The organism is Streptomyces sp. NPDC002088 (assembly GCF_040296605.1).
In the GTDB taxonomy this organism is placed as follows: Bacteria; Actinomycetota; Actinomycetes; order Streptomycetales; family Streptomycetaceae; genus Streptomyces.
On the sequence record NZ_JBEOXO010000006.1, the window covers coordinates 253,465 to 269,473 of the forward strand.

14 protein-coding genes are annotated in these 16,009 nt (G+C 71.8%); 3 read left to right on the forward strand and 11 right to left on the reverse strand.

All coding sequences use genetic code 11. The features are described from left to right. Positions 1-11: 11 nt before the first annotated feature. The 5 genes from ABT114_RS15525 to ABT114_RS15545 all read right to left on the reverse strand — a co-directional run bounded on the left by ABT114_RS15525 (position 12) and on the right by ABT114_RS15545 (position 4,163). On the reverse strand, positions 12-965 hold the full coding sequence (locus tag ABT114_RS15525; protein ID WP_351142657.1) for an ROK family glucokinase: 954 nt from the start codon (positions 963-965) through the stop codon (positions 12-14). Positions 966-1,055: 90 nt separating this feature from the next. After that, a complete protein-coding gene (locus ABT114_RS15530) occupies positions 1,056-1,532 on the reverse strand; it encodes a DUF5304 domain-containing protein (protein WP_351142659.1) in 477 nt (158 codons plus the stop codon). Positions 1,533-1,589: 57 nt separating this feature from the next. Beyond that, a complete protein-coding gene (locus tag ABT114_RS15535) occupies positions 1,590-2,759 on the reverse strand; it encodes an ArsA family ATPase (protein ID WP_351142661.1) in 1,170 nt (389 codons plus the stop codon). A 42-nt stretch (positions 2,760-2,801) separates the two neighbouring features. Further along, the gene (locus tag ABT114_RS15540) at positions 2,802-3,245 is read right to left on the reverse strand and encodes an SRPBCC family protein (RefSeq protein ID WP_351142663.1); all 444 of its coding nucleotides are present in this window, start codon (positions 3,243-3,245) and stop codon (positions 2,802-2,804) included. A gap of 120 nt (positions 3,246-3,365) precedes the next feature. Beyond that, positions 3,366-4,163 (reverse strand): metallophosphoesterase family protein, encoded by a 798-nt coding sequence (locus ABT114_RS15545; protein ID WP_351142665.1) that lies wholly within the window; start codon positions 4,161-4,163, stop codon positions 3,366-3,368. Between the two features lie 314 nt (positions 4,164-4,477). On the opposite strand from ABT114_RS15545, the gene ABT114_RS15550 reads away from it, so the two are divergent. After that, on the forward strand, positions 4,478-6,274 hold the full coding sequence (locus ABT114_RS15550) for an AMP-dependent synthetase/ligase (protein WP_351142667.1): 1,797 nt from the start codon (positions 4,478-4,480) through the stop codon (positions 6,272-6,274). Positions 6,275-6,482: 208 nt separating this feature from the next. Here ABT114_RS15550 and ABT114_RS15555 read toward each other — a convergent pair whose 3' ends face one another. Continuing rightward, complete coding sequence (locus ABT114_RS15555) at positions 6,483-7,625, reverse strand: glycosyltransferase family 4 protein (RefSeq protein WP_351142669.1); 1,143 nt, start codon at positions 7,623-7,625, stop codon at positions 6,483-6,485. 134 nt (positions 7,626-7,759) lie between these two features. Here ABT114_RS15555 and ABT114_RS15560 point away from each other — a divergent pair, with 134 nt between their 5' ends. Next, positions 7,760-8,995: a glycosyltransferase 87 family protein gene (locus tag ABT114_RS15560; protein ID WP_351143009.1), complete on the forward strand. Its 1,236-nt coding sequence runs from the start codon at positions 7,760-7,762 to the stop codon at positions 8,993-8,995. A gap of 1 nt (position 8,996) precedes the next feature. Here ABT114_RS15560 and ABT114_RS15565 read toward each other — a convergent pair whose 3' ends face one another. After that, positions 8,997-10,322 carry an MATE family efflux transporter gene (locus tag ABT114_RS15565; protein ID WP_351142671.1) on the reverse strand — a complete coding sequence of 442 codons (1,326 nt, stop codon included), beginning with the start codon at positions 10,320-10,322 and terminating at the stop codon, positions 8,997-8,999. Positions 10,323-10,417: 95 nt separating this feature from the next. Here ABT114_RS15565 and ABT114_RS15570 point away from each other — a divergent pair, with 95 nt between their 5' ends. Next, positions 10,418-10,984 carry a PadR family transcriptional regulator gene (locus tag ABT114_RS15570; protein ID WP_351142673.1) on the forward strand — a complete coding sequence of 189 codons (567 nt, stop codon included), beginning with the start codon at positions 10,418-10,420 and terminating at the stop codon, positions 10,982-10,984. On the opposite strand, the gene ABT114_RS15575 is transcribed toward ABT114_RS15570, so the two are convergent. The 4 genes from ABT114_RS15575 to ABT114_RS15590 all read right to left on the reverse strand — a co-directional run bounded on the left by ABT114_RS15575 (position 10,941) and on the right by ABT114_RS15590 (position 16,005). After that, on the reverse strand, positions 10,941-12,131 hold the full coding sequence (locus ABT114_RS15575; RefSeq protein ID WP_351142675.1) for a hypothetical protein: 1,191 nt from the start codon (positions 12,129-12,131) through the stop codon (positions 10,941-10,943). The genes ABT114_RS15570 and ABT114_RS15575 overlap by 44 nt on opposite strands. Before the next feature lie 30 nt (positions 12,132-12,161). Continuing rightward, positions 12,162-13,178 carry a C40 family peptidase gene (locus ABT114_RS15580; protein ID WP_351142677.1) on the reverse strand — a complete coding sequence of 339 codons (1,017 nt, stop codon included), beginning with the start codon at positions 13,176-13,178 and terminating at the stop codon, positions 12,162-12,164. Positions 13,179-13,416: 238 nt separating this feature from the next. After that, entirely contained in the window at positions 13,417-14,451 is a 1,035-nt protein-coding gene (locus ABT114_RS15585) for a C40 family peptidase (protein WP_351142679.1), read from the reverse strand. Between the two features lie 210 nt (positions 14,452-14,661). Further along, positions 14,662-16,005, reverse strand: a complete 1,344-nt coding sequence (locus tag ABT114_RS15590; RefSeq protein WP_351142681.1) for an NYN domain-containing protein — start codon at positions 16,003-16,005, stop codon at positions 14,662-14,664. Positions 16,006-16,009 lie beyond the last annotated feature (4 nt).

A 16,009-nucleotide genomic window follows, 5' to 3' on the forward strand; every position in this document is an offset into this window, starting at 1 on the left:
CGAAACCGGGGTCACATGATCGGGTCGGGCTCCCGGGCCAGGTCGGCCGCGCCCACCAGGCCGGCCTTGTTGCCGAGCTTGGCGGCGATCACGTCGGCGACCGGGCGCCAGTTGCCGCCGACCAGCCAGCGCTTGTACGACTTGCGGATCGGGTCGAGGACCAGTTCGCCCTCGTCCGAGAGGCCGCCGCCGACGATGAAGGCGGAGGGGTCGAAGAGCGAGGCCAGGTCGGCGAGGCCCGCGCCGGCCCAGCGAGCCAGCTCGCGGTAGGAGTCGACGGCGACCGGGTCGCCCTGCCGGGCGGCCATGGAGATGTGCTTGCCCTCGATGCCGTCCGGGGTGCCGTCGCCCAGGCCGAGCAGGATCTCGGCGTGCTCGGGGGTGGCGTTGGCGCGCTGCTTGGCGTACCTCACCAGGGCGCGACCGGACGCGTACTGCTCCCAGCAGCCCTGCGAGCCGCAGCCGCACAGCAGGCCGTCCGGCACCATGCGGATGTGGCCGAACTCGGCGGCCACGCCGAAGTGGCCGCGGCGCAGTTTGTTGCCGATGATGATGCCGCCGCCGAGGCCGGTGCCGAGGGTGATGCAGATGACGTTGCGATGACCCTTGCCGGCGCCGAACTTGTACTCGCCCCAGGCCGCGGCGTTCGCGTCGTTCTCCACGACGACCGGGAGGTGGACGCGCGCCTCGACCTTCTCCTTCAGCGGCTCGTTGCGCCAGTCGATGTTGGGCGCGAAGTAGACGGTCGAGCGCTGCCGGTTCACGTAACCGGCCGCACCGATGCCCACACCGACGATCTCGTGCCCCGCGCGCGCACCCTCCACCGCCGAGGCGATGGCGTCCACGATGGCCTCGGGCGTGGTGGGGGTCGGCACCTTGAAGGTCGAGAGGATGTTGCCTTCCTCGTCGACCACGCCGGCCGCGATCTTCGTGCCGCCGATGTCGACGCCGATGGTGAGTCCCATGAATCCCTCAGTTTCGGTCGAGCCCCGCTACGGCCAACCGTACCCGAGGCCCTGCCGTCGGATTCCGCCGTCACCCCGGTGGGCGAACCCTCAGTCCAAGTCGATGCGTTCCCCGGGACCGCCCTCGTCACCGCGGTCGCGGCGGTCGCCGAGGTCCTTCAGGTCCGCGTCGAGGTCGTTCGCCCGGGCCGTCCAGCGGTGTTCCTGAGCCTGGACCGCGGAGCGGTAGGCGGCGAGCAGCTCGCCGCCGGCCGCCGCGAGATGGTCGAAAACATCCGGATTGCGCTCTATGACGGGTTCGACGGCGGACTTGGCCTGCTGCACGACCTGACGCAGCACCTGCTGCGCGGCCGGCCCCGCGACCGCCCCGAGCAACGGGGACTGGACGCCGGACAGCTTGTCGGCGACGGCGTCGACGAGCTTGCGCAGTTCCTCGGCGGCCGAGCCCGGGGGCCGGCCGTAGTCGGTGCGGCGGCGGGCCCGCTCGGCCGCGAGGTCCTCGGCACAGGCCTTGGCCCAGGCGTCGTCGTCGGTCGCCCGGACCCCCGAGTTCTCGGCTTCGCTCATGACGGACTCCTGACTACGGTTCGTCTCTACGACGTTACCCGAACGGCGGTACCTCGTTCACCTCGTCCGCGGCCACAGGTCGGGGTCGGGCGCGAACCGGACGCGCAGCTCACCGTCGCGCAGGGCGGCGCCGGCGACGGTGCAGCGGCGCAGGGCCGAGGGCAGGGCGACGATCCGGCGGAACTGCCCGGCCGTGACGACGAGTTCGTCGCCGCGCCGGACGAGGTCGAGTTCGTCGCGTATGGCGCCGGGCAGCGGGATGTGCCAGACGAGCACGCCGTCCTCGGCGAGCCGGTCGGCGACCGGCCACTCGACCGGGGCGGGCGCCGGGTTGACGCCGGGGGCGGCGAGCACGGCGAGGTCGTCGGCGCCGTGGGGATCACTGCCCAGGTGGGCGACCTCGTGAAGGACGTACGACCCCTGCCACTCGGCGAGCGCCTTGCGCTGCTGGGCGACGAGGCCGGCGAGCCAGGGGTCCGCGACGGTCTCGGGCAGGACGCGGTTGGCGACGAGGCACTCGACCGGCAGGCCGCGCAGGGCGAGGCCGAGCTCGGCGGTGCGTACGGCGTCGGCGCCGGCCGGTCCGGGCTCGACGACCAGGCGTACGGCGGTGTTCCGGTCGGCGAGGACCGCCTCCACGGCGGCGAGCTCCACGTCCCACCGGGCGGCCGTCTCGTACAGCGCCTCCGTGGGCATCGGGACGCCCGCGAGCCGGCCGAGGACGGGGCGCAGGGCCCGGGCGGCCTGCCGTTCGGGCGGGAGCAGGCGGCGCAGGTAGCGGCGCAGCTCCTCGGGCAGCGCGAGGAGGGCGAGGGACTGCGGGGTGGGGGGCAGGTCGACGACCAGCAGGTCGTGCGTCTCCGAGAGTGCCGCGTCGCGCAGCGCACGCAGCAGGGTGAGCTCCTCGGCGCCGGGGAGCGGGGTGAGCTCCTCGGGGTCCAGACGGGAGGCGCCGAGGAGGTCGAGGACGGAGGATGCACGGTCCTGGAAGGCGGCGAGGTCGTCACGGAAGCGGGCGACCGCGTCGGGACGCCAGGCGGTGAGGTGGGAGGTGACCCGCACCGGGGTCCCGCCGGTCGCCGTGCCCAGTGCCGCGCCGAGGGTGTCGGTGCGGTCGGCGCTGAGCAGCAGGGTCCTGGTGCCCTCGTGCGCCGCGCGCAGGGCGATGGCGGCGGCGACGGTCGTACGACCGGAACCGCCCGGGCCCGTGATCAGGATGGTGCGCATGAGGGTGAACGGTACCTCCGGGCGCCGCCCGTGCCGTTCCCGCTACTTCTCCCCCGACTCGACCCGCTTCTTCAGTCCCGCCAGCGCCCGGTCGATGATGACCTTCTCCGCCTTGCGCTTGATCATGCCGAGCATCGGGATCTTGACGTCGACGGTGAGGAGGTAGGTGACCTCGGTCGCGCCCGCGCCCGCCGGCTTGAGGACGTAGGAGCCGTCGAGGGAGCGCAGCATCTGGGACTTCACCAGGGTCCAGGAGACCTCGTGCTCGCCGGTCCAGGTGTACGCCAGCGTCTGGTCGTCCTTGATCGCCCCGGCGTCCATGACGAGACGGACCTGTTCGGCGCGGCCCTGGTCGTCGGTCTTGAGGACCTCCGCCTCCTTCACCTCGCCGGTCCAGTCCGGATAACGGGCGAAGTCGGCGATCACCCCCATCACGTCGGCCGGTGCCGCCTCGATCGTGATGCTCGAGCTGGTGTGTTCCGCCATCGCCGTGGCTCCTCCAGATGCGCGCCGGTAAGAGATCGTGGTGCCTGGTGCTGCGCAGGTGTGTGCAGCGTGAAGGCTACCGCGCACCGGTCGGGCCGACGTCACCCCACCTGCGCCCCCTCACCATTCAAGGGCCCACGGCCGCCCGGACCCGGCAAAGTGCCCCACGTTCACGCACTCCGTCTCCCCGATCCGCATCCGCCGCACCAGCGGCTGGTGGACGTGGCCGAACAGTGAATAGCGCGGGCGCGTGCGCCGGATCGCGTCCAGCAGGGCGCGGCTGCCGCGTTCGAAGCGGCGCGCGACGGTGTCGTAGACCAGTTCGGGCACCTCGGGCGGGATGTGGGTGCAGAGCACGTCCACCTCGCCGACGGCCTCGATCTTCGCCGCGTACTCCTCGTCGCTGATCTCGTAGGGGGTCCGCATCGGCGTCCTCAGGCCGCCGCCCACGAAGCCGAAGACCCAGCCGCCGATCTCCACCCGCTGCGCGTCGAGGACCGTCGTGCCCGGTCCGGCGTACTCCTGCCACAGGGTCGGCATGTCGACATTGCCGTATGTCGCGTACGTAGGTGTCGGGAACGCGGCGAACATCTCGGCGTACTGCTTGCGCACCGCCGTCTCGATCAGGGACGCCCGGTCGGAGCCGACCCCTGCCCACAGCCGGGCCCCGAGCTCCCGTGCCTCCGCGAAGCGCCGGGCGGTGCGCAGCTCGACGATGCGGTCGGCGTTCTCGACGCCGAACAGGTCGGGGAAGATCCCGCGTGAGTGGTCGGCGTAGTCGAGGAAGAGGACCAGGTCGCCCAGACAGATCAAGGCGTCGGCACCCTCGCCGGCTCTGGCCAGGTCACGGGCGTTGCCGTGGACGTCACTGACCACATGGACGCGCGTCCTGTGGTTACCGATTGGTGTGGATGCCATGTCGATCGAGGGTAGGCGGAGCGGTGCACTTGTGAACAGTGGCGGCCTGGCCTGCTGTTACTGGCTAGTCAGTTAATGCGTGGACTACTGTGCGCGAAGGAACACCAATCTGTGTGACGCAGCGAACATCTCGCCGGTCCCCCCTGTCGAAGAAGCCATACCGGCGGGTAACGTCCGGGCAGTCCAGTCGTACTCAGGAATTCAACCAGTGGGCTCCAGCCCTCTGGCGACCCCGGAGTACCTGCCCGAGCCTTGGACCGCACCGTCGCATCACACAACGTCGTGGCGCCGGCGCCCTATGAGGAGCAGCAGTCTTGCGCGAGTTCAGCCTTCCGGCTTTGTACGAGGTCCCTGCGGACGGCAATCTCACCGACATCGTCCGTAGAAACGCCGCGCAACATCCCGATGTCGCCGTCATCGCCCGCAAGGTGGGCGGCGTCTGGCAGGACGTGACGGCCACGGCCTTCCTGGCCGAGGTGCGCGCCGCCGCCAAGGGCCTCATCGCCTCCGGCGTCCAGCCCGGCGACCGGGTCGCCCTGATGTCCCGCACCCGCTACGAGTGGACGCTGCTGGACTTCGCGATCTGGAGCGCCGGCGCGGTCACCGTGCCGGTGTACGAGACCAGCTCGCCGGAGCAGGTGCAGTGGATCCTCTCCGACTCGGGTGCCACCGCCTGCGTCGTGGAGCTGGACGGCCACGCGGCGGCGGTCGAGTCGGTGCGTGACCGGCTCCCCGAGCTGAAGCACGTCTGGCAGATCGAGGCCGGCGGCCTGGAGGAACTGGTCCGGGCCGGCCAGGACGTCACCGACGCGACGGTCGAGGAGCGCAGCTCGCGCGCCAAGGCCGACGACCCGGCGACCATCGTCTACACGTCCGGCACGACCGGGCGCCCCAAGGGCTGCGTCCTCACCCACCGCAGCTTCTTCGCCGAGTGCGGGAACATCGTGGAGCGCCTGCGCCCGCTGTTCCGCACGGGCGAGTGCTCGGTGCTGCTCTTCCTGCCGCTCGCGCACGTCTTCGGCCGGCTCGTGGAGATCGCGCCGATGATGGCGCCGATCAAGCTGGGCTGTGTCCCGGACATCAAGAACCTCACCGACGAGCTGGCCGCGTTCCGCCCGACGCTGATCCTCGGCGTCCCGCGCGTCTTCGAGAAGGTCTACAACTCGGCGCGCGCCAAGGCGCAGGCGGACGGCAAGGGCAAGATCTTCGACAAGGCGGCGGACACCGCGATCGCCTACAGCAAGGCGCTGGACACCCCGTCGGGCCCGTCCCTCGGCCTGAAGATCAAGTACAAGACCTTCGACAAGCTCGTCTACAGCAAGCTGCGCGCGGTGCTCGGCGGCCGGGGCGAGTACGCGATCTCCGGCGGCGCCCCGCTGGGCGAGCGCCTGGGGCACTTCTTCCGCGGCATCGGCTTCTCGGTCCTGGAGGGCTACGGCCTGACCGAGTCCTGCGCCGCGACCGCCTTCAACCCCTGGGACCGCCAGAAGATCGGCACGGTCGGCCAGCCGCTGCCCGGCTCGGTGGTGCGCATCGCGGACGACGGTGAGGTGCTGCTGCACGGCGAGCACCTCTTCAAGGGCTACTGGAACAACGAGGCCGCGACGGCCGAGGCGCTGGCCGACGGCTGGTTCCACACCGGTGACATCGGCACCCTCGACGAGGACGGCTACCTCAGGATCACCGGCCGCAAGAAGGAGATCATCGTCACCGCCGGCGGCAAGAACGTCGCCCCGGCCGTGATCGAGGACCGCATCCGCGCGCACGCGCTGGTCGCGGAGTGCATGGTGGTGGGCGACGGACGGCCGTTCGTGGGCGCGCTGGTCACCATCGACGACGAGTTCCTGGGCCGCTGGGCGGCCGACCACGGCAAGCCGGCGGGCTCCACCGCGGCGTCACTGCGCGACGACCCGGATCTGCTCGCGGCGATCCAGGCGGCGGTCGACGACGGCAACGCCGCGGTGTCGAAGGCGGAATCGGTGCGGAAGTTCCGCATTCTGTCCTCCCAGTTCACGGAGGAGTCGGGCCACCTCACGCCGTCCCTGAAGCTCAAGCGCAACGTTGTGGCGAAGGACTACGCGCACGAGATCGAGGCGATCTACCAGAAGTAGTCACCCGGTACGACGCGTCATGGCGCGGTGTCCTCGGCGAGGACCCGCGCCATCGTGCGTTCGGCGAGGCCCAGGATTTGACGTCTCGTCAGTTGACGCTGCATCAGTTTTGCTGTCGTGGACGCGGCATCGGCGGATTATTTCCCTCCGCCCAGGCCTCCAGCCACAACAACGCCTGCCGCTGCCACAGCAACGTCCGCCGCTTCCGCTACAGCAACGCCCGCAGCTTCTCCGCCAGCAGGTCCCACCGCCACTTCTCCTCGACCCACTGCCGGCCCCGCTCCCCCATCCGGCGGCGCAGCTCCGCGTCCCCGAGGAGCGTGCCGATCCGGTCGGCGGCCTCCTCGGCTGAGCCGCCGCGCACGACCCAGCCCGTCTCGCCGTCGAGCACGGCGTCGGGTGCGCCGCCCGAGTCACCGGCGACGACGGGGAGCCCGGTCGCGGACGCCTCCAGGTAGACGATGCCGAGGCCCTCGACGTCGAGCCCGCCCCGCCGGGTCCGGCACGGCATGGCGAAGACGTCCCCGGCGCCGTAGTGCGCGGGCAGCTCCGCCCAGGGCACGGCTCCCGTGAACCGCACGGAGCCGGCGACGCCGGTCTCGTGGGCGAGCCTGCGCAGGTCCTTCTCGTAGGGCCCGCCCCCGACGATCAGCAGCACCGCGTCGGGCTCGGCCGCCAGGATCTTGGGCATGGCGAGGATGAGCGTGTCCTGCCCCTTGCGCGGCACCAGCCGTGAGACGCACACGACCACCGGGCGGTCGGTGAGCCCGAGCCGGGCCCGCACCTCGTCGCCGCCCGACCCGTGGTGGAAGGTCTTCTCGTCGACCCCCGGCGGCAGCTGCACCATCCGCCCCGCCGCCTCCGGCGTCAGCGCGGGCGCTATGCGGGAGCGCGTGTACTCCCCGAGGTAGGTGATCGTGTCCGTCGACTCCCCGATCCGGCGCAGCAGCTGCCGCGCGGCGGGCAGCTGGGCCCAGCCGGCCTCGTGGCCGTGGGTGGTGGCCACCAGCCGCTCGGCGCCCGCCCTGCGCAGCGCCGGCGCCATCAGTCCGAGCGGTGCCGCCGCCCCGAACCACACCGACGTGCACCCGTGCTCCCGCAGCAGCCCGACCGCCCGCCGGGTCGCCCCGGGCGTGGGCAGCAGCATCGTCGTACGGTCCCGTACGACCGTGAAGGGCTGCTCGGCGTCGAAGGCTGCCGTCGCCTCGACGCCCTCCCGGCTGCGCTTCCAGGTGGAGGCGTAGACGACGAGGTGCTCGGGGTCGAGTCGCAGCGCCATGTTGTGCAGGAACGCCTGGATGCCGCCGGGGCGGGGCGGGAAGTCGTTCGTCACGATGAGGGTCTTGTCCATCGCCGCCGACCCTACCCAACGGCTCCTCACAGCCGCCCGCGGCCGTGCCTCATGGCCCGCGCACAGTCCGGCACGTCATCATGTGGCTCAATGTGGCTCTCACCACGGCAGGCGCGACGAACAGGGGCTTGAAGGTGGAGACTGTGGGCGCGGGGCGGTCCCTGGCATGGCTGCTGGGGACGTGGGGGGCGACCAGGCTGCTGCTCCTGCTGTTCGTCTTCAAGGTGTTCGTCTTCCCGGGCCCGGACGTCACCAGCGACGTGTCCGTGATCTACCAGGGCTGGTACGAGGTGCTGCGCCACGGCACCTTCCCGCTCGACGACGTCACCTGGCAGTACCCGCCGGCCGCGGCGCTGGCGATCCTCTCCCCCGCCCTCCTGCCCTTCCTCGACTACGCGACCGCCTTCTTCGTCCTCGCCTTCCTGGCCGACCTGGCCGTTCTCCTCCTGCTGCTGTACGCCGGTGTGCGCCCCGGCCGGTCGCTGCGCGGTGCCTGGATGTGGGTGGCGGGCGCGGCGCTGCTGGGGCCGACGGTGTACGCCCGCTACGACGTGATGGTGACCGCGGTGGCGGTGGCCGCGCTGCTCGCGGGCGCCCGGCATCCGCGGGTGATGGGGGCGCTGGCGGGCTTCGGGGCGCTGCTGAAGGTGTGGCCGGTGCTGCTGCTGGTGGGTGCCGTCCGGCGGCGGGCGTGGGGTGCGGCGGCGGCGACCGTGGCCGCGGTGGCCGCGCTGTTCGCCCTGGCCATGCCCGGCGCGTTCGCGTTCCTGACCTTCCAGAGCAACCGCGGGACCGAGGTGGAGTCGCTGGGCGCGCTGGTCTTCCATGTGGCCCGGCAGTTCGGCTGGAACGGCGAGGTACTGCTCAACTACGGCTCGGTGGAGTTCCTCGGCCCGTACGTGAACGTCGTCAGCACGGCGGCCCTGACCCTGACCGGCGCCGCCTTCGGCTGGCTGCTGCTGTGGCGCCTGATGGCCACCCGCTTCCTGCCGCACACGCTCGCCGACGCGGCCTTCGTGGCGGTGCTGGCGTTCACCGTCACCAGCCGGGTCATCAGCCCGCAGTACCTGGTCTGGCTGGTCGGGATCGCGGCGGTCTGTCTGTGCTACCGCGGCAGCCGGATGCGGACGGCGGCCGGCCTGGTGCTGGCAGCGACGTTCGTGACGGTGCTGGAGTTCCCCCTCTGGTTCTCCCACGTCGTCGCCAGCGACCCGCGCGGCATCACCCTGCTGTTCGTCCGCAACGGCCTCCTGGTGGCCGCCACCCTCACCGCGGCCGTCCAGCTGTGGCGCTCGACGGTGCCGCGAACCTCTGGAGCACCCCTCCCGGCTCAGGCCGCCCGAACCAAGGAAACCCCGGTCTCTCCCTGACTCAGGCCGCCCGCACCAAGGAAACCTCCTTCTCCTCCTGACCCCGCACCCCCCACCGCAGCAGCACCGCCACCGCCCCGCACTGCACGGCCATGGCGAGTGCCAGTGCCAGGCAGATGCCGGGCAGGCCGAGCCTGGACAGGCCGTAGGCGAGCGGGAGTTGGACCGCCGTGCCGAGCAGGGTCACCCTCAGCAGCACCGGTGCTCCACCGCTGCCCTCGAAGACCCCGCCGAGCGCGATGAAGCAGGCCATCAGCAGCAGGTAGGGCCCGACGCAGCGCAGGAACAGCACGCCGGCGTGGGCGATGCCGGGCCCGGCGCCGAAGGCGGCCATGATCCAGGGAGCGGTGAGGCACATCAGGGCGGCCGCGGCGAGGCCCACCGTCCCGGAGACGAGCACGGCCTGCCGGCCGATGGCCCGCCGGGCGTCCTGCCCGGCGCCGCGGGTGTGCGCGGTGTGGATCGAGGCTGCCTGGCGCACCGCGTAGAAGGCCATGGTCGCGATGTACATGACCTTGTAGCCGATCGCGTACGCGGCCACGGCGGTCACGCCGAGCCGCGCCACGATCGCGACCAGCACCAGCGCGCCGCCCTGCCGCACAGTGAAGTCGGCCGACATCGGCAGCCCGGTGGTCAGCGTCCGGCGCAGGGCGGCGAACGCCGGTTCGGCGGGGCGTACCCCGGCCGCCGTACGCAGCAGCGCGTTGCGCCGCAGCGCGAGCAACCCCGCCCCGAGGGCCACACACCGGCACAGCACGGTGGACGCGGCGGCGCCCCGGACGCCGTAGAGGTGGATGAACAGCGGGTCGCAGACCAGGATCAGGCCGTTGGCCAGAAGAGCGAGGCGCATCGGGGTCCTGGTGTCGCCGGTGCCCTTGAGGATGCCGTCGACGAGGTTCTGGACGAAGAAGACGGCCATGCCCGGCAGCGAGATGGCGAAGTAGGCGACGGCGAGCGGCAGCGCGGCCCCGTCGTCGCCGCCCAGCACCAGCCGGGCCAGTGGCTCGCGCAGCAGGAACCCGCCCGCCATGACGACGGGCGTGATCAGCACGCACAGCGCCCAGCCGCCGCGCACGGCCCTGCGTACCGCGCCGGGGTCACCCGCTCCCCTGGCGTGCGCGACCAGCACGGTCGTACCGGAGCCGAAGACCAGGGCCACGCCGAGCAGCACGTTCTCGGTGTTGGTCGCCACGGCCACGGCGGCCACGGCCGGGCCGCCGAGCCGGGAGACCCAGACGGTGTTGATGATCCCGGCGGCGACGGAGGCCAGGAGCGAGAAGTAGACGGGGTGGGCGAGCGAGATCAGCTGTTTGCGGTGGTCGTTCACGACACCATCCCCCTCGATTCGAGCTACCTCTAAACGAGGTAGCTCGATAAGAGGTACCATGGCGGTCCGACGCCCGCAAGGAGGGACCGAACCGGATGCTGGAGCTGTCGATCCTCGGATTCCTGGCCGAAGAGCCCCTGCACGGATACGATCTGAAGGAGCGCGTCACCGCACTGAGCGGCCATGTCCGCCCGGTCAGCGACGGGGCCCTCTACCCGGCGATCACCCGCCTGGTGACCGCGGGCAAGCTCGACCAGCGGATGGCGGAGGGCGCGAGCGCGGCCCCGCGCCGGATGCTGTCCCTCACCGAGCGCGGCCGCGAGGACCTGCTGGAACGGCTGAGGCACCCCAAGCAGACGGAGATCACCGACCAGGTGCGCTTCAACACGGTCCTGGCGTTCCTACGACATCTGCCGGACCCCCGGGAGCAGGCCGCGGTGCTGCGCCGCCGCCTGGAGTTCCTTCGGATGCCCGCGAGCTTCTTCTACCGCGACGGAGAGCCCGTACGGGCGGAGGAGACGGACGACCTGTTCCGGCAGGGCATGCTGCGGGTCGCCCGGGCCACGGGCCAGGCGGAGCGCGCCTGGCTCGCCGAGGCCGTCGCACACCTCGAAGGGCTCAGCCGAACTGGGCCCGCAGATAGTCCCGCCACTGCTCCGTGAACTTCTCCGGCGTCGTCCCGAGCACGTCCTTCATCGCGCCCTCGACCGCCCCGGCCCGCTGCTTGTGGGTGCCCACAGCCCGGTAGAACTCGCCCAGCCGGACCTCGCCCCAGCGGTCGGCGATCATCCGGCAGGCCAGCCAGCCGCCCTCGTACGCCTGCGCAAGCCCGGTCGCGTCCCCGGAGAAACCGAAGTCCTTGTCGGTGGGCAGCGCCGCCGGAACCTGGCCGTCGGCCACCGCGCGCGCCAGCTCCGGCGCGGCCTGGGCCGCGGTGCGCCCGGTGCCGCGGTAACCGATCCAGTCGGCGTACCCCTCGGACAGCCACAGCGGGGTGGCCGCGTTGGTATGGGCGCGGGTGGCGACATGGGTGGTCTCGTGGGTGAGCACGACCTGCCGGCCGAGCGGGCCCAGCATGCTGTACGCCTCGGGGTTGACGACGATCCGGTCCGCGGGCGCCTTCGCCGGCCCGCCGGTCTCGCCCGTGGTGACCGCCGCGATCCCGCGGTAGGAGGAGGCGGACGAGGCCAGCAGCGCCGCCATACCCTCCAGCGACTTCGGCACGAGCACCACGATGTGCCCGCTCCAGTCCGTGCCCCACGCCGACGACACCGCCGGCACGGCGCGGTCGGCCAGCTCCGCGAAGGAACGCAGCCGCTCACCGGACTGCCCGGCCCCCAGCACCAGGCTGTGCGCGCCCCGGACGACGCTCACCGTGCCCTGGTCCCACAGTTGCTGTCCGGCCTTCTTCGCGGGCCGGTCGGACGTCACGCGCCACTGCCCTTCGGCGTCGAGGGCCAGTCCGAGGACACGGGCGGCGGTGACGGGCGCCTTGTCGTACCCGCGGACCCGGTAGCTCAGCTCGGCGTCCGCGGAGGCCGTACCCCCGCTGCGGTGCACGCCGGTGACCCGGTAGGACCAGGCCGCGAGCGGGACCGACTTCAGATTCGCGAACCCTGCCCGGGTGCCGGTGGCGCGGTAGGCCGACTCGTCGTGGTCGAGGACGGCTGTCGCCCGCTCGTCCAGCAGCCGCTGCACCTCGGCCCGCGCGCTGTCGGCCCTGGGCTGTCCGCCGCACCCCACCAGGGAGACGAGCAGCAGACAGAGCCCCACCACTGAGGATCTCATTGCCCGCCTTCGACCAGCCATCCTTCCGATCGTACGGTGAATCTCCGGGCGTCAGACCCGGGTGACCGACGAGATCGGCATCATGCCCACCGGGTCGTAGCGCACGGGCGCGCCCGGATAGGGGGCGTGGATCACCTGGCCGTTGCCCACGTACATCCCGACGTGGCTGGCGTCGGACCGGTAGACGACCAGGTCCCCGGGCCGGGCCTGGGAGAGCGGGACCTGGTGCCCGGCGAACCGCTGGGCCTGCGAGGTGCGCGGCAGTTGCACCCCGGCCTGCGCGTACGACCACTGCATCAGGCCCGAACAGTCGAAGCCGCCGGGCCCGTTGGCGCCCCAGACGTAGGGGCGGCCGAGCACGGAACGGGCGGCGGCGACGGCTGACGCCGCGCGGGCGGTGGCCGGGGCGCCACCGCCGAACCCGGGCAGGTCCACACGGCCGGAGCGGGAGGCCCGGTCGAAAGCGAGGCGTTCGTCGAACGGCAGGGAGTTGAGCAGCTGCCGTGCCTTGGCGAGCTTCTTCTCCACGGTCCGCTTGTGGCTCGCCGCGGCCTTGCGGCTCTGCTCCAGCTCGGCCAGCTTCCGCGTCGCGTCCGCGCGCTCCTGGCTGAGTTCACGCACGGCCGACTGAAGCTCCTTCAACTCCCCTGCCTGGTGGGCGGTGATGCGGTCGAGGACGGAGGCCCGGTCGAGGTAGTCGGCCGGGTCGTCGGAGAACAGCAGGGCCAGGGAGGGATCGAGGCCGCCGGAGCGGTACTGAGCGCCGGCCAGCGAACCGAGCGTCTCCCGCATGGAGTTGACGCGCTCCTGCTCCCGGGCGATCCGGTCCTGGGCGTTGCTCACCTGGGTGCGCAGGGTGTCGGCCCGCTCGTCGGCCTTGTTGAAGGACTCGGTCGCCTTCTCGGCCTCCTCGTAGAGGCGGTCCACCTCGGCCCGGGTGCCGTCGTGCGGTGCGGCCGACGCCGGTACGGCTCCGAGGGCGGCGGCGGCGGCGGACAGGACACTGAGGGCTGCACAGGCAGCACCCCGGTCGAACCCGGATGGTGCAAGGCGGCGATGGGACCCCACGGGAAACCGCACTCCTTCCGCTGGCGGACACGGACTGCTCCCCGGGCGCCGGGGCGGAGGTGCCACGGCGGTGTGGGGAAACGCGCCAGACAGTAGCCCCGTCGCGAGGCGGCGGCCAAAGGCGTCAGCGGGCACACAACGTGACACCCCGCCTCTGACGCAGGTCATAGGCGGGGCGTGGGGTCAGTTGGCGGTGTCGCAATTCGCCCGATCGGGCGGTCCAGCGGCCTGATCCGGGTCAGATACGGACGCCGAACTGGAACGGCATGTTGCTGATCGACTCGTAGCGCACGACGGTGCCGGTGCGCGGGGCGTGCAGCACCTGGCCGTTGCCCGCGTACAGGCCGACGTGGTGCTGGTCGCCGTAGAAGATGACGAGGTCGCCGACCTTGAGGGCGCTCTGCGAGTAGATGCGCGTGCCGGCGCTGGCCTGGGCCTGCGAGGTGCGCGGGATGGAGACGCCGGCCTGGGCGTAGGCCCAGGAGGTCAGGCCCGAGCAGTCGAAGGAGGACGGGCCGGAGGCGCCGTAGACGTAGGGCAGGCCGAGCCTGGTCTGCGCGGCGGCGAACGCGGCGGCGGCGCGGCTGGAGGCGCTGGTGTCGTCGCCGAGGTCCACCCGGTCGCTGGCGGAGCGGCTGGCGCGGGCGTCGGCGGCCGCGAGGGCCGCCTTCTCCTTGGCCGTCAGGGTGTTGAGGAGCTTCTGCGCCTCGGCGAGCTTGGCCTGGACTTCCTTCTTCTTCTTGCCCAGTTCGGTACGGGTGGAGGCGAGGTCCTTGAGCTTGTCCGAGGCCTCGGTGCGCTCCTGGGCGAGCTCGCGCTGCTTCTCCTGGATCTTCTTCAGCGACTCGACCTGCTGGCTGCTCAACTGGTCGAGCGTGGAGGCCTTGTCGAGGTAGTCGTCCGGGTCCGACGAGAGGAAGAGCTGGAGGGAGGAGTCGATGGAGCCGGTGCGGTACTGGGAGGCGGCCGCCAGACCTATGCTGTCGCGCAGCTCGTTGAGCTCTTCCTGACCGCGGGCGACGTCGTCCTGGATGGTGGAGATCTCCTTCTGGAGCTTCTCCTGCTTCTCCTTGGCCCCGTTGTACTTCTCGGTGGCCTGCTCCGCCTCTTCGTAGAGCTTGTCGACCTTGGACTTGACCTCGTCCTTGCTCAGCTTCTCGCTCGGCGCGGCGTTGGCGCCCTGGGCGCTCAGCACGACGGCGGCGGCGGCTGCGGTGGTCAGCACGGTCACGCGTGCACGACTCGGCTGCTTCGGTCGACGGTGGGACGCCACGGAGACGAGCTCCTTCTTGTGAGTGATCACCCGTACGGAGATTCGAAGCCAGACCTTAGTGATGTTTCTGTGATCAGTTCAAATCCCCTGGCGAAAAATCCCGGTTACGCACCGCATTCTTTGCCCTCGACTCACATGCAGTGATGCCCGCCTGACGCTACGTTGCGTGACGGTTCGGTCAATTCGGGCATTAAACCTGGATGTTGACGTTCAGGACAGCCGCTTGAGAAGGACCGCCGACGCCACCGGCCGCGCCCCCGCCCGGGCCACTCCGTCGGCCACCTCACGGTCGGTCGAGGCGACGATGACCGGCCGGCCCGGCGGCTCGGCGCGCACCAGCTGGCGGATGAGCTCGTCGGCCGTGACGCCCGGCTTGGAGAACAGCACGCGGACCCCGCGCGGCGGCGCGAGCAGTACTGGTGCGGCCAGTTCGGCGCCGTCGAAGACACAGGTGACCTCGGCGCCGGTCTGCGCGGCGAGCTGCGAGAGCTGCCCGAGCAGCCGCAACCGCTGCTTCTCCAGCGGCATCTGCGGATAGCCGGTCTTGGTGACGTTGTAGCCGTCGACGACCAGGTGCGCCTGAGGGAGCGCGAGCAGCTGGTCGAGGATCGCCGGATCGTCCTCGGACAGCGCGCGGTTGGCGATGTCCTTCGGCGTCATCCGCCCGGGCTCGACCGCGTCCACGGTCTCCGCGGGCCGTACGGACACGGGCGGCAAGGCCAGCTCCCGGCGCAGCCCCTGGGCCGCCTCGAGCACGGTGTCGAGCAACAGCCGTACCCGCATGTCCTCGACGCTGCGCCCCTCGCGGGCCGCCTTGCGGGTCGCCTCCAGCGCGGCCTCCGCCTCACCCAGGCGCCCCTTCAGGCGCCGGGTCTCGCTCTCGGCGGCGGACACCTGCGTCTGCGCCTCGGTGCGTACGGCCTCCATCTCGCCCTGCACCTTGCGCAGCGCCGCCTCACCGCGCTTGACGTCGCTGAGGGCCGCACGCAGCTTGCGGTGAAGCGATTCGGCCTCCCGCTTCGAGGTGTCCAGCTCGGCCCGCAGCCGCTCGGTCTCGGCCCGGGTCTGCTCACGGGCCCGGCCGAGCTCCTCGCGCAGCCGCTCCAGCTCGGCCCGGCTCTCCTCGTCGGCCCGCTCGGCGTCCGCGCGCAGGGCCTCCTCGCCGGCCGCGGTCACCAGCTTCACCCAGCCGGTGGGCCGCAGCACATAGGCCGCGGCCGCCACGTCCAGCGGGTCCGCGGCCGGGGGCGCCGAGCCGGAGTCGAGGGCGCCGGCGAGTTCCGGCTGCGCCTCTCTGAACTTCTCGCCGATGCGCTGCCGGAAGAGTGTGTCCGTCTCCAGCGCCGCGGCCATGGCGTTGCCCGCGAACTTGGCCCGGCGGTTCGGGGCGAACCGGGCGTACTGCCGCAGCTGGGCGGGCAGTTCACCGAAGGTCAGTCCGCCGAAACCGTCCGACACGATCTGTACGACCCGGCGGCGCACGCCGTCGGGCAGCGGACGGTCGAGCACCTCGGCGGCGCCGTCGCCCGGCCCCCCGCCTGCGGTCTCCACCATCCGT